The sequence below is a fragment of the Actinoplanes sp. HUAS TT8 genome (assembly GCF_051380535.1).
Taxonomy (GTDB): domain Bacteria; phylum Actinomycetota; class Actinomycetes; order Mycobacteriales; family Micromonosporaceae; genus Actinoplanes.
On sequence record NZ_CP195646.1, the window covers coordinates 8480622 to 8493929 of the forward strand.

A 13308-nucleotide genomic window follows, 5' to 3' on the forward strand; every position below is an offset into this window, starting at 1 on the left:
TCAGCCGTTCGGACGGCGCGAGTCGGGTGGCCGGGGTTTTGGGTTGACCGCGCCCACCCGCGGACGTCGCCCTTTCGGGCTTCGCGTTCTGGCCGCGCCAGCGGCCTGCGAAGGTCGGAAGGGTCCCCGCGGGAGCGACGGTCTGTACCCCGGCGGACATAGGCAAAAAAGAATTTGATCTTGATAGGGCGAAGCCCCGGATGGCGCGGGCTCGGCCGAAGTCAGCCGGAAACAGCAAGGCCGGCGAGTTCCGCCGGGAACAGCGAGGGCCGGCGAAGTCTCTCGGGACCAGCGAGGGCCGGCGAAGTCTCCCGGGAATGGCGAAGGCCGGGCCGGAAGGATCCGGCCCGGCCTGCTGCCCGGGTTCAGCGACCGTGCACGACGTCGCGGATCTCCGCGAAGTGGCACGCGCTGGGGTGCGGGGAACGCTCGCGGATCTGCAGCAGGGGTTCCTGCTGGGCGCAGATCTCGGTGGCCTTCCAGCACCGGGTGCGGAAGCGGCAACCCGAGGGCGGGTTGGCCGGGGACGGGACGTCGCCCTCGAGGACGATCTGGTCGCGGTGGCCGCGCAGGCGCGGGTCCGGGACCGGTACGGCGGAGAGCAGCGCCTGCGTGTACGGGTGCGTCGGCTGCTCGTAGATCGCCTGGTCGTGACCGGTTTCGATGACCTTGCCGAGGTACATCACGGCGACCCGGTCGGAGATGTGGCGAACCACGGACAGGTCGTGCGCGATGAAGATGTACGACAGGCCGAACTCGTCCTGCAGGCGTTCGAGCAGGTTGATCACCTGGGCCTGGATGGACACGTCGAGCGCCGACACCGGCTCGTCGCAGACGATGATCTCGGGCTTGAGCGCGAGCGCGCGGGCGATGCCGATGCGCTGACGCTGGCCGCCGGAGAACTGGTGCGGGTAGCGGTTGATGTGGTCGGGGTTGAGGCCGACCGTGTCGAGCAGGTCCTGCACCGCGCGCTGGCGGCCGCCCTTCGGGACCACGTCGGCGTGGATCTCGAACGGCTCGCCGATGATGTCGCCGACCGTCATGCGCGGGTTGAGCGAGGTGTACGGGTCCTGCAGCACCATCTGGATGTTGCGGCGGGCCCGGCGCAGCTCGGCGCCCTTCATGGTGACCATGTTCTGGCCACGCACGTTGATCGAGCCGGCGGTCGGCTTCTCCAGGCCGACCAGCAGCTTGGCCAGGGTCGACTTGCCGCAGCCGGACTCGCCGACCACGCCGAGGGTCTCGCCGCGGCGCAGGTGCAGGTCGACGCCGTCGACGGCGCGGACCGCTCCGACCTTGCCCTTGAAGACGATGCCCTGGGTGATCGGGAAGTGCTTGACCAGACCCTTGGTTTCGAGGACTACGTCACTCACCGATGACCTCCCGGAAGAAGTGGCAGCGGGCCGTGCGGTGCGGCTGGTGCGAGACCTGGTAGGCCGGCGGCGCCGGGTCCTGACGGCAGGCGTCACGCGCGTACGCGCACCGCGGGTTGAAAGCGCAGCCCTTCGGGACGTCGGTCAGCGCCGGCGGCAGACCGCGGATGACGCTGAGCTGCTGACCCTTCATGTCGAGCCGCGGAATCGACTCGAGAAGAGCCTTCGTGTACGGGTGGGCCGGGCGCGCGTAGATGTCGTAGACCGGCGCCTCCTCGACGACCTTGCCCGCGTACATCACGGAGATCCGGTCGGCCACGTCCGCGACCACGCCCATGTCGTGCGTGATCAGGATGAGGCCCATGTTGCGCTGCCGCTGCAGGTCCGCCAGCAGGCCCATGATCTGCGCCTGGACGGTGACGTCGAGCGCCGTGGTGGGCTCGTCGGCGATCAGCACCTCGGGGTCGAGCGCCAGTGCCATGGCGATCATGACGCGCTGCCGCATACCACCCGAGAACTGGTGCGGGTAGTCGTCGACGCGGGTCTTGGCGCCCGGGATCTTGACCTGTTCGAGCAGGTCGATCGCGCGCTTCTTGGCGTCGCCGCGGGACATTCCGCGGTGTTTGCGGAACAGCTCGCCGAGCTGGAAACCGACCGTGTAGACCGGGTTCAGCGCGGAGAGCGCGTCCTGGAAGATCATCGCGATCCGGTTGGCCCGGACCTTGCGCCGCTGCTCTTCCTTCATCTTGAGCAGGTCGACGCCGCGGTACTTGATCTGGCCCTGCGTGACATAGCCCGGCGGGGTGTCCAGGATGCCCATGATGGCCTGCGCGGTGACCGACTTGCCGCAGCCGGACTCGCCCAGGATCGCCAGCGTCTCGCCCGGGGAGAGCCAGAAGTTGGCGCCGTTGACGGCCTTGGCCACGCCGTAACCGGTGCGGAACTCGACGTGCAGGTCGCTCACTTCGAGCAGGGGTGCGCGAGGATCGATGCCCGGTAGGACATCCATTTGCGCCTTGATATCAGTCACAGGGTCACCGCAACTTCGGGTCGAAGGCGTCGCGGACGGCGTCGCCGAGCATGATGAAGGCGAGCACCGTCACGCCGAGGAAGATCGCCGGCCAGACCAGCGGCCAGGGCTGGGTCCGGGCGAACGCCGTGCCCTCGGAGATCATGATGCCCCAGCTGATGGCACCGTTCTTGAGGCCGACACCGAGGAACGACAGGGTCGCCTCGCTGGCGATGTTGATGCCCAGCAGCAGGGTCAGCAGGACGATGTAGGACGCGATGGAGTTCGGCAGGATGTGCCGGAAGATGAGCCGGGACGGCGAGGAGCCCAGCATGCGGGCCGCCGCGACGTAGTCCTGGTTCTTCGCCGTGATCACCGCGGACCGCATGACGCGGGCCCCGGAGGTCCAGCTCAGCAGGCCGAGCGTCAGGGTGACGGCGAAAATGCCGTTGCTCTTCGGGTCGGACGAGAGCCGGTTCGACAGGACGACACCGGCGAGCAGGAACGGCACGCCGAGCATGATGTCGATGAAGCGGGACAGGATCGCGTCCAGCCAGCCGCCGAAGTAACCGGCGGCCAGGCCGAAGACCAGGCCGATGACACCGGACAGCAGGGTCGACAGCACGCCCACGATGATCGAGTTCCGCGCGCCGTGGACGACCTTGGCGTAGATGTCGCAGCCCTGGTAGTCGTACCCGAAGAGGGCGGCCCCGGTCGAGCCCTTGTACTGGTTGGCCAGGGCGCACGCGCCCGGGTCGGCCGAGGTGAACAGTGTCGGCCACGCGGCCATCACCAGGATGGCCAGGACCAGCACGATCGCGAACCAGAAGATCTTCCGCTTGCGCAGGTCGGCCCAGGCGTCGGCGGCGAGGCTGCGCGGCTTGTCCTTCTTGACCGGGCCACGCGGCACGTTCGGCTGACCACCGGGCGCCTCGGCAGCGGTCACCGTGTTCAAGTCACTCATAGCGGATCCTGGGGTCGAGGGCGGCGTAGAGCAGGTCGACGAGCAGGTTGATGAACAGGAACAGGATCACCAGGATGCTCACGAACCCGACCACGAGCGGACCGTCCTCGGTGCGGATGGCCCTGGCCAGGTTGAAACCGACGCCGGGGATGTTGAAGACGTGCTCGGTGACGATGGCACCGGCCATGAGAGTGCCCAGGTCGACGCCGATCAGCGTGACCACCGGGATCAGCGAGTTGCGGAGCACGTGGACCCAGATGACGCGCATGCGGGTCAGGCCCTTGGCCCGCGCCGTACGAACGTAGTCGGCGCGGAGGTTCTCGACCACCGCGGTTCGGGTCACCCGCATCTCGGGAGCGATGACCACGCAGGCGAGCACGATGGCGGGCAAAAGAAGTTGCCAGAAAGTCGCGTCGCGTGTTGCGGTAGGGGGGAACCAGCCCAGCTGAATGCCGAAGATCAACTGGAACAGGGGTGCGATGACCACGATCGGCATCGCGAGCAGCACCAGGGTGATGATCAGCGACACGTTGTCGAAGACGCCGCCACGCTTGAGCGCGGAGTAGACGCCGATCGTGACGGCGAAGGCGGCGGCGATGACGATCGAGATGATCGCCAGCCGGAGGGTGACCGGCCACGCGTCGGACATCATGTCCCAGTTCTTACGACCGGTGAGCGACGTGCCGAAGTCCCCGGTCAGGATGCCTTTCAGATAGTACCAGTACTGGGTGAAGAAGCCATCATCCAGGTGGTATCTCTCGGTCAGCGCGAGGCGCTGACTCTCAGTGACGGGCCGTTCGCCAACCAGTGCCTGGATCGGGTCTTTCTGGTTGGCAAACACCAGCGCGAACAGCAGGAATGTGGCCCCGAAGAAGGTAAGGACCATCTGCAGTAAGCGCCGCACAATGTAGCGGAACATACGGGTTTAGCCTCTTCCGCGGAAGAGCGCCGGCCTCGTGAGCACGGCGACGATGAGGTTGGGGGTAACGCAGTGGTGGCGCCACGGTTTCACATTCTCCGTGACGCCACCACCGGTCGAGCGGTCAGTCAGATCAGCCGACGACTTCGATCTTGTACAGGTCGACCTTCTGGAACAGGTCGACGTTCACGTTCGAGACCTTGGTCGAGTAGCCGTAGACGTTCTGCTGGGTGTAGATCGGCGCAACCGGCATGTCCTTGACGAGGATGTCCTCGGCGGCCTGCCAGTCCTTGATCGCCTCGTCCGACGTCGCCGCCTTGGAGCCGTCAGCGACCAGCTTGTCGAACGCCGGGCTGCTGTAGCCGTAGTAGTTCGACGAACCGGTGGTGCTGTACAGCGGGCCGAGGTAGTTCTCCATCAGCGGGTAGTCCATGAGCCAGCCGAGGCGGATGAGGCCGATCGGCTCCTTCTTCTCCGCCTTGGTCAGCAGGTCGGAGAACTTCGGCTCACCGTTGCCGACGCAGTTGACGCCCAGGGAGGCCTTGATCTGGTTGCACGTCGCGTCGATCCACGCCTTGTGGTTACCGTCCGCGTTGTACGTGATCTTGATTTCCTTGGGACCGTTGGCCGCGGTGTAGAGCTCCTTGGCCTTGGTCGGGTTGTACGTGCAGTTCTCGCCACAGGTGTCCGGGCGGTAACCGGCAACGACCGGCGACACGAACGAGGTGGCGGGCGAACGCGAGCCCAGGAAGATCTGGTCGGTGATCTCCTGGCGGTTGATCGCCATCGAGATCGCCTGACGGACGCGAACGTCCTTGAACTCCGGCTGGAACGTCGGGAAGCCGATGAAGCCGAAGCCCGAGTTCGGGCTCTTCTTGAACCGGTCACCCAGGTCGGCCGAGGCCTTGGCCAGGCTCTCGATCGGGATGGTGGTCTGCACGTCGACGTTGCCGGACACCAGGTCGGCGTACTCCGCCTGCTGGTCCTGGTAGATCTTCCAGGTGATGCCGTCAACCTTGGGAACGGTGCCCTTGAAGTCGGCCACCTTCTCCACGACGATCTGGGAGTCGTGCTCCCACTTGCCCTTCAGCTTGAAGGGGCCGTTACCGATGATCGCGTCCTCGAAGCCGTCGGCGATGACGCCCTCGGACTTGAAGGCGGCCTTCGGCAGCGGGTAGAACGCGCTGTAGCCCATGACGGACTCCCAGCCGGAGAACGGCGCCGAGAGCGTGATCGTGAAGGTGGTGTCGTCGACCTTCTTCAGACCGGTGAGGGTCTTCGCCTTCGGATCGGGAGCCTTCTTGGGGCCGTCGTCGTCCGGGTCCTTCGACTGCAGGTCCTCGTAACCGGCGATCTTGTCGAAGAAGTACGAAGCGCCCTGACCGTTCGGCCCGTACGCGCCGTAGTTCCAGGCGTTGATGTAGTTGTCCGAGGTCACCGCTTCACCATTGCTGAACGTGAAGCCCGGCTTGAGCTTGACGGTCCAGGTGATGTTGTCGGTGGAGGTGATCGACTCGGCGGCGACCGGAACCGGCTTGTTCTGGGCGTCGAAGTCGACGAGCGGGTAGAACAGCGAAGCCAGGACCTCGGAACCGTTCGACTCCGTGGAGTTCGTCGGGATGAGGTGCTGCGGCTCGCCGATACCGATCACGACCGTATTCGAAGTGGAGGACGAGTCGTCGGACCCGCCGCCACCGCAGCCAGCGGCCAACAAGGCGATGGCGGTCGCACCGACCGCCATCTTCCATGGGCTTTTCCCAGGCATGGGAGACACTCCTTCAGGGGCGCTCACGAGGGGTTGTGTGAGTAGCTGCCACTGTGACACAGAGGCACTGAAACCAAAGAGCGCCGTTATCAAGCCGATATTAGCCGTTTACGTCCGTACGCAGGCCCAAAGATCGTTCTTTCGGCTGATTCGACGGGTCTGAGCTGCGAGTACTCCCTGTAGTGGCCGAACGTACACCCGCTGCAGCCGATCATGTGATCTTCGGTGACACTCGGTTGATCTCGCTTCAAACGAGCCGGCGGTCTGCCGCCCATCGTGACAACTCGTAACGGTTACTCATCTGGAGTTTCCGCAGCACATTGGACACGTGCGTTTCGACCGTCTTGATCGAGATGTACAACTCTTTGGCGATTTCCTTATATGCGTAACCCCGCGCGAGGAGCCGCAGCACTTCCCGTTCCCGGTTGGTCAGCTGGTCCAGCTCCGGGTCGGCGACCGGCACATCCGGCCGGGAGGCGAACGCGTCGAGCACGAAACCGGCCAGCCGCGGGCTGAACACCGCGTCACCGTCGGCCACCCGGCGCACCGCGGCGGCCAGCTCGTCCGGCGAGATCGTCTTCGTCACGTAACCCCGCGCGCCGGCCCGGATCAGGCCGATCACGTCCTCGGCGGCGTCCGAGACCGAGAGCGCCAGGAACTTGACCTGCGGATGCGTGCGCCGGATGGCCTCCAGCACGGCGCGGCCACCGCCGTCCGGCATGTGCACGTCGAGCAGCACCACGTCCGGCTGGACGGAGCCGATCCGGCTGATCGCCTCGGCCACCGTGCTCGCCTCGCCGACCACCTCCACATGCCGGCCCAGCTCCGCGCGCACACCGGCGCGGAACATCGCGTGGTCGTCGACCAGGAAGACGGTCAGCCGGCCCTCCGACTGGGTCACGGGCTCGGTCATCGTGCTGACTCCTTACCGGCGGTCACGCTCTCCCGGACGGGAAGGGTGAGGCGAACTTCCGTACCGTTGCCGGGGGCACTGCGGATCTCCGCACGCCCACCGTGGCGCTGCATGCGCCCGATGATGGAACCACGAACCCCGTGCCGTGTCTCGGCCACGCCGCTCAACTCGAAACCGGCACCACGGTCCCGGACGAAGACGCTCAACTCGTCGGCCTCGACCTCGGCGTAGAGCGAGACGGTCTGCACGCCGGCGTGCCGGGCCGCGTTCACCAGCGCCTCGCGGGCGGCGGCGACCAGGGCCGCGACCCGCTCGTCGCACTGGGTGTCGCCGACCACGACGGTCTCGACGCTGATCGCGTACGTGTCCTCGACCTCGGCCGCGGCCTGCTCAAGGGCCGCCGCGAACCGCTCGGTCGGCGAGGCGGTCGGCTTGTAGAGCCAGTTGCGCAGGCTGCGCTCCTGGCCGCGGGCCAGCCGCTGCACCTCCTTGATGTCGGCCGAGTTGCGCTGGATCAGGGCCAGCGTGTGCAGCACCTGGTCGTGGATCATCGCGGCCACCTCGGCCCGCTCCTGCTCCCGGATCCGGCCCTCGCGCTCGGCCCGCAGCTGGCCGAACGTGCGCCAGACCAGCGGGGCCACCACCACGCCGACGCCGAGCAGACCGACGAGCGCAAAGATGAAGCCGTTGAACACCGCCGAGAGCGAGTCGGCGGGCGAGTAGATCGCGACCACGCCGATCACGCCGATCGCGACCAGGATGCCGCCCCCGACGAAGCGGAACATGAACGAGCGCCGGTCGGTCTCGCCGACGATCGCGGCCATCCAGCCGGACGGCGCATTCGCGTCGGCCCACTGCTCGCGGCGGCTCGGGTCGGACTGATGCCAGATCACCCCGGCGCCGACCGCGACCACCGCGATCATCCAGCCCACCGTGGTCGCCACCTGGTCGCCGAAGACCAGCGCCTGCAGCAGCACCACGCCCAGGCCGATCGCGGCGAACGGCACCAGCGCGGCGAAGTCACGGCGGGCCGGCTGCTCGTCGTTGCGCGCCTCCTGCGGCAGGACCGCCCAGTAGGCCGCGTAGAGCAACAGGCCCAGCGCGTTGAAGCCGAGCAGCACGACCAGGCTGATACGCACCGCGAGCACCGGCACACCCAGGTGGCGCGCCAGCCCGGAGGCGACGCCGGCGACGATCCGATGATCGCGCGGGCGGTACAGCCGGCGCGGCTGTACCGCCGAGACGGACGGGGCGGCGGTTGTGGTCACCCTCCGATCGTCACACGTACGGCAAGCCCCGGCCACGGGGATCTCCCGGGGCCGGATCTCAGGGTGGCCTCAGGGTCAGCTCCTGAGGCGGCTCGGGCGTGCCGGGCCGCAGGATCGAAGGCATGAACGACGAAGCTGCCGAACCCCGTACCCACGGTGCCGGTCCAGAGGGCGGGCCGGCACCTTCCGCGAACATTCCGCCCTGGCTCTCGGCGGCGCAGGCCGCCTTCGCCCGTCAGCAGCTGGTCCGTCCGCGGGAGGGCCGGTACATCGCCGGCGTCTGCGGCGCCCTGGCCCGCCGCACCGGCACCGACCCGGTGCTGTGGCGGGTGCTGCTCGCGGTGCTCGGCGTGCTGGGCGGCGCCGGTGTCCTGTTCTACCTGATCGGCTGGCTGGTCATCCCGTCCGAGGGCGACACCGCCTCACCGGTCGAGTCGCTGCTCGGCAAGGGCCAGTCCGGGATGTCGCCGCTCTCGGTGGTCCTGCTCGGCGCGGCCGCACTGCTCACGTTCTCGTTCGTGGTCAGCGACGGCGCCCGGGCCAGCATGCTCGCGGCGGCCGTGCTGGTCGGCGCGTTCCTGCTGATCAAGCGGGGGTCGCCGGCCGGGACGTTTCCGCCGCCACCGCCCGGGCCGGCCCCGGCGGCCGAGGATCCGACGATGGCGTTCGCGCAGCAGCCGGCCACGGCCGCACCGGCCGGGGAACCGGTGACCCCGCCGGCCCCGCCGCCGTACGAGCCGCCCCGCTGGACGCCGCCGGCCGAGTCCGGCTACCGGCCGCCGTTCGCGCCGCACGGCCCGTTCGCCAGCTCCGCCTACCCGCCGCCGGCCCCGGTCCCGCCGCCGATCCCGAAGCCGCCCAAGCCGCCGAAGGAGCGCTCGATCCTCGGCCGGCTGACGTTCTTCGCGGTCATCGTGGTGATGGGCGTGCTGGCCGTGCTCGACATGGCCGGGCTGAACGTCGTCGTCTCGGCGTACTTCGCCGCCGCGCTGGCCACCATCGCGTCCGGCCTCCTGCTCGGCACGTGGTTCGGCCGGGCCCGCGGGCTGATCTTCCTGGCCTTCGTGACCACGATCGGTCTGCTGATCTCCACCGGGACCGAGCAGTGGGGCGGCGAGTTCCGCGACAGCGTGTACCGGCCGGGCAGCCTGGCCGAGGTCGCCGACTCCTACGAGTTCACCCTCGGCAACGTCACCCTGGACCTGCGCGGCGTCGACTTCGCCGGCGCCGACCAGAGCACCACGGTGAACATGCGGGTCGGCCAGCTGCGGGTTCTCCTGCCGGACAACGTCGACACCACCACCCAGGTCCGGGTCGGTGGCCGGGCCGAGGTCTTCGGCCAGGAGTACAGCGGTTCGGCCGCCGAGTCGCAGACGATCACCGACCTCGGCGCGGACGGCACCGGCGGTGGCAAACTCGCGCTCGACCTGCACCTCGACACCGGAAACCTGGAGGTGATCCGATGAAACCGCACCGGATGGACGCCGTCTCGCTGACCTTCGGCCTGCTCTTCCTGCTCATCGCCGCCTGGTGGGCGGTCTCCCAGGTGATCACCCTGCACCTGCCCGCGCTGGGCTGGACGGTCGCCGGCGGCCTGATCCTGTTCGGGGCGGTCGGCCTGCTCGGGGCGATCAGTTCCGGACGCCGCGAGCAGCCCGCCCCGGTCGTCATGGCCGAGACCCGGGTGGAGACCACGCCCGGCGACCTGCCGCCCGAGGTGCACGCCTCGATCGTCCAGGAGCTGCTGGAGGACCCGGCGGCCAAGTTCGAGTCCGAGCACCCCAAGACTGAGCACAAATCGGATAAATAACCCGATGCCCCGCCCACGGGTCAACCCCCGTGGGCGGGGCAATATGCTCGCGGAATGAGCCAGTTCCCCGTCGTGTCCGCCACGCCCGTTCCGGCCGTCGGAGCCCGGGCCGCCCGCGCCCTGACCGCCGAGTTCGCCCGGCAGAACGCGGCCACCACAGCATTGCTGGTCGGGGCCGATCACGCATCGACAGTGGTCGCCGCCGCAGTCGAGGCGCTGCTGCCCGGCGACACCCTGGTCCTGGTCGCCGGCGAGCACAGCAGCGCCGACCTGCTCCGCGGCCACATCACCGGCCTCGGCAGCTGGGTGGCCGACCGGGTGAAGATCGTCGAGTCGCTGGACGAGGCGCAGCCGGCCGACGTGGTCATCGTCGGCGAGCCGCTCACCGGCACCGCCGAGGAAACCCGCGGCCTCATCGACAAGCTCGCGAAACACCTGAACGACGGCGCCGTGCTCAGCGTCGCCACCCCGGCCGGCCCGGGCCGCACCCAGGGCGCCGCGGCCGAGCTGTTCCGGCAGGGCTCGCTCTTCGGCGTCGGCTCCGACCTGATCGTCCGCAACCAGCCGCCGCTGCGGGTGCACAAGCTGCGCTTCACCCCGGCCGAGGTGGCCACCGCGGCGAGCCTGGCCCCGACGTTCCGCACGTCGAGCGTCCCGCTGACCCGCACCATGCACATCGACTCCAACGGCGTCGCCGCCGCCGGCATCGCGCTCGGCCTCGCCGCGCTGGCCCGCCGCGCCCGCCCGAAGTCCAAGCTCTGGCTCATCCCGGCGCTGGCCGCCGCCCCGGTCGCCGCGTTCTTCCGCGACCCCGAGCGCGACGTGCCCACCGACCCGTCGGCCGTCGTCGCCGCCGCCGACGGCAAGGTCCTCTCCGTCGAACGGATGCGCGACGACCGCTTCGGCCCCGGCGAGTTCCTCCGCATCGCCGTCTTCCTGTCCGTTTTTGACGTGCACGTCAACCGGTCGCCGGTCGCCGGTCGCGTCGCCGACTACTTCGTCGAGGAGGGCGGCTACGCCAACGCCGCCACCGCCGCCGCCGAGCACAACGTCGCCGCCTACACGGTCCTCGACACCGAACGCGGCACCGTCGTCGTCGCCCAGCGGACCGGCCTGATCGCCCGTCGCATCGTGCAGCGGGCGCCCGTCGGCACGCTGCTGGCCAAGGGCGAGCGCTACGGGCTGATCCGCTTCGGCTCGCGCACCGACGTGTACCTGCCCGCCGACAAGGCGGAGGCCCTGGTCAGCGTCGACGAGCGGGTGGTCGGCGGGGCTACGGTCATCGCGCGCTGGCTCTGACCGCCATTGATCAGTGCCTGCGGCACCTTCCATAAATTCAGGACCTTCATTGCCTAGGTCCGCCGGGGTCCAGATCGTCGCTCCCGCGGGGACCCTTCCGGGCTGAGCAGGGCGCTGGCGCGCCCAAAACGCTCACCCCTCCAGGGCTACGTGGTCTTTTGGTCGCGCTCAGAGCAACAGACCCACCCAAACCCGCACACCCAGCCCCACCCCCACCCAAAAACCCACCCAAGCGCGAGCCAGCCCTCACGACCAGCCAGCCCGCCAGCCAGGCCCGGCTGGCGCTCACGGCTGCTTCGGCCCACGCGAGGCAACCCTCACGACCAGCCAGCCGGGCTCGGCTGGTGCTCACGGCTGCCTCAGCATGCGCGAGAGAGCCCTCACGACCAGCCGGGCGGGCTCGGCTGGTCGTGAGGGCTGCTTTGCGGGGTTGGGACAGCCCTGAGGACCAGCCGGGGCCGGGGGTCGCGGCAGAGGATCGGGCACAGCTGGGCTCGCGTGAGGTGGCAGCCGGGCGACGCTGGTCGCGGGCGGGGTTGCTGCTTGTCCGGGCGTGAGGCGGGCCGGTTGCGGACGCGGGCAGCGCCGGCTGGGCAGCTGTTGCGGGCGGGGCTGGCTGGGGAACCGCTGCGGGCGGGCCGGTTGAGGAACCGCTGCGAGCAGGCTGGCTGGGGAACTGCTGCGGGCGGGCCAGCCGGGGAACCGCTGCGGGCGCGGGGCCAGCCGGGGAACCGCTGCGGGTGGGGCGGGGTGGGTGGGTTTGTTGCTCTGAGCGTGGCCAGAAGACCACGTCGCCCTGGAGGGGTGAGTGTTTTGGGCGCGCCAGCGCCCTGCTCAGCCCGGAAGGGTCCCCGCGGGAGCGACGATCGGGACCACGGCGGACCGGGGCAATGGAGAATTTGATCTTGGGGGTATGGAAAAAGCCGCCTCCGGGGAGGCGGCTTTCGGGGGGACGTCAGGCGCGCTTGGCGCGGACCCAGAGGATCGGGCCGCTGACCAGGTACGTCGCGACGACCAGGACGAACGTCATGCGCGGCTGCATGAGCGCGCCGACGATCGGGAGCAGCCACAGCCACGGCGGGAGCTTCACGATGCGGGCCAGTTTCGCGTAGGGGAAGCTGGAGACCATCGCGAAGGCCAGGAGGGCGACGCCGGCGAGGACGGCCATGCCGGGCAGCGGGAGGCCGATCAGCACGGCCAGGGCGAGGACCGCGGCGGCCATCGTCGTCGGGACGCCGCAGAAGAAGCGGCCGTCCTTCGGGGAGACGTTGAAGCGGGCCAGGCGGATCGCGGCGCACGCGGCGACCAGGGCGCAGGCCAGCGCGGCGGCCGGCTTCGGCACCGAGTCGACCAGCGAGGCGTAGACGACGACCGGGGCGGCCAGGCCGAACGAGCACATGTCGGCCAGCGAGTCCATCTGGGCGCCGAACGGGCTGGCGACGCCCAGCTTGCGGGCGAGCGCGCCGTCCAGGCCGTCGAAGACGACACAGGCGACCAGGCAGGCGGCGGCGATCTGGGGCTCGTGCTCCATGGCCAGGAAGATCGCCAGCAGGCCGAGGCCGAGGCTGCTCAGGGTGCAGGCGTTGACCAGGGCGAAGCTGGCGCGGCGGGCCATCGTGTGCGCTCCGGGGAGCAGCGGGATGGTCGTCGGCGCCGGTTCTTCGATGAAGGACGTGTTCAGCGGAACTCCGGGGGCGGGGACGATGTGGTTCAGCCCCGGCTCCGAACCGGTGTAGAGCACCTCGGCACGGGTCGCGGTGGCGGCCCGGCTCGTCTCGGAGGTGTTCCGGCGACCCACCCGAACCAGTAAGGCCTGTCGGGCGAGAGTCCCGCCGCGACGCAAGCGACCAGCCCAACGGCGACCGGCGGGACGGGGACTATCCGTCGATCGACGCCGGCGCCAAGGGGTACTCGGCACGTGGTTCCTCCATGGAGTTCGTGGTCACCGGCGTCATCCTTGAAGCCCGGCGAAATTGCGGGTTACACCA

General features: G+C 69.2%; 11 protein-coding genes. 3 read left to right on the plus strand and 8 right to left on the minus strand.

Going from position 1 to position 13308, the window contains the following annotated elements; translation table 11 throughout:
• Nucleotides 1-365 precede the first annotated feature (365 nt).
• The 7 genes from ACSHV8_RS37550 to ACSHV8_RS37580 all read right to left on the minus strand — a co-directional run bounded on the left by ACSHV8_RS37550 (nt 366) and on the right by ACSHV8_RS37580 (nt 8211).
• Nucleotides 366-1373, minus strand: coding sequence for an ABC transporter ATP-binding protein (locus ACSHV8_RS37550; protein WP_436523839.1), 1008 nt, complete (start codon nt 1371-1373; stop codon nt 366-368).
• Complete coding sequence (locus ACSHV8_RS37555) at nt 1366-2382, minus strand: ABC transporter ATP-binding protein (protein ID WP_436523841.1); 1017 nt, start codon at nt 2380-2382, stop codon at nt 1366-1368. The genes ACSHV8_RS37550 and ACSHV8_RS37555 overlap by 8 nt, the downstream gene beginning before the upstream one ends.
• 25 nt (nt 2383-2407) lie before the next feature.
• On the minus strand, nt 2408-3346 hold the full coding sequence (locus ACSHV8_RS37560) for an ABC transporter permease (RefSeq protein WP_436523843.1): 939 nt from the start codon (nt 3344-3346) through the stop codon (nt 2408-2410).
• Nucleotides 3339-4265, minus strand: a complete 927-nt coding sequence (locus ACSHV8_RS37565; RefSeq protein ID WP_436523845.1) for an ABC transporter permease — start codon at nt 4263-4265, stop codon at nt 3339-3341. The genes ACSHV8_RS37560 and ACSHV8_RS37565 overlap by 8 nt, the downstream gene beginning before the upstream one ends.
• A gap of 133 nt (nt 4266-4398) precedes the next feature.
• A complete protein-coding gene (locus ACSHV8_RS37570) occupies nt 4399-6030 on the minus strand; it encodes a peptide ABC transporter substrate-binding protein (protein WP_436523847.1) in 1632 nt (543 codons plus the stop codon).
• A gap of 247 nt (nt 6031-6277) precedes the next feature.
• Complete coding sequence (locus tag ACSHV8_RS37575; protein WP_436523849.1) at nt 6278-6943, minus strand: response regulator; 666 nt, start codon at nt 6941-6943, stop codon at nt 6278-6280.
• Nucleotides 6940-8211: a PspC domain-containing protein gene (locus tag ACSHV8_RS37580; RefSeq protein WP_436523851.1), complete on the minus strand. Its 1272-nt coding sequence runs from the start codon at nt 8209-8211 to the stop codon at nt 6940-6942. The genes ACSHV8_RS37575 and ACSHV8_RS37580 overlap by 4 nt, the downstream gene beginning before the upstream one ends.
• Nucleotides 8212-8333: 122 nt before the next feature.
• Here ACSHV8_RS37580 and ACSHV8_RS37585 point away from each other — a divergent pair, with 122 nt between their 5' ends.
• Genes ACSHV8_RS37585 through ACSHV8_RS37595 form a run of 3 tightly spaced genes read left to right on the plus strand, consistent with a single transcriptional unit; the run spans nt 8334 to nt 11320 of the window.
• Nucleotides 8334-9677: a PspC domain-containing protein gene (locus ACSHV8_RS37585; RefSeq protein WP_436523853.1), complete on the plus strand. Its 1344-nt coding sequence runs from the start codon at nt 8334-8336 to the stop codon at nt 9675-9677.
• Nucleotides 9674-10021: a phage holin family protein gene (locus ACSHV8_RS37590; protein WP_436523855.1), complete on the plus strand. Its 348-nt coding sequence runs from the start codon at nt 9674-9676 to the stop codon at nt 10019-10021. Before ACSHV8_RS37585 ends, ACSHV8_RS37590 begins: the two co-directional genes overlap by 4 nt.
• 54 nt (nt 10022-10075) lie before the next feature.
• On the plus strand, nt 10076-11320 hold the full coding sequence (locus tag ACSHV8_RS37595; protein WP_436523857.1) for a phosphatidylserine decarboxylase: 1245 nt from the start codon (nt 10076-10078) through the stop codon (nt 11318-11320).
• A 955-nt stretch (nt 11321-12275) separates the two neighbouring features.
• Here ACSHV8_RS37595 and ACSHV8_RS37600 read toward each other — a convergent pair.
• A complete protein-coding gene (locus tag ACSHV8_RS37600; RefSeq protein ID WP_436523859.1) occupies nt 12276-13238 on the minus strand; it encodes a CDP-alcohol phosphatidyltransferase family protein in 963 nt (320 codons plus the stop codon).
• Nucleotides 13239-13308 lie beyond the last annotated feature (70 nt).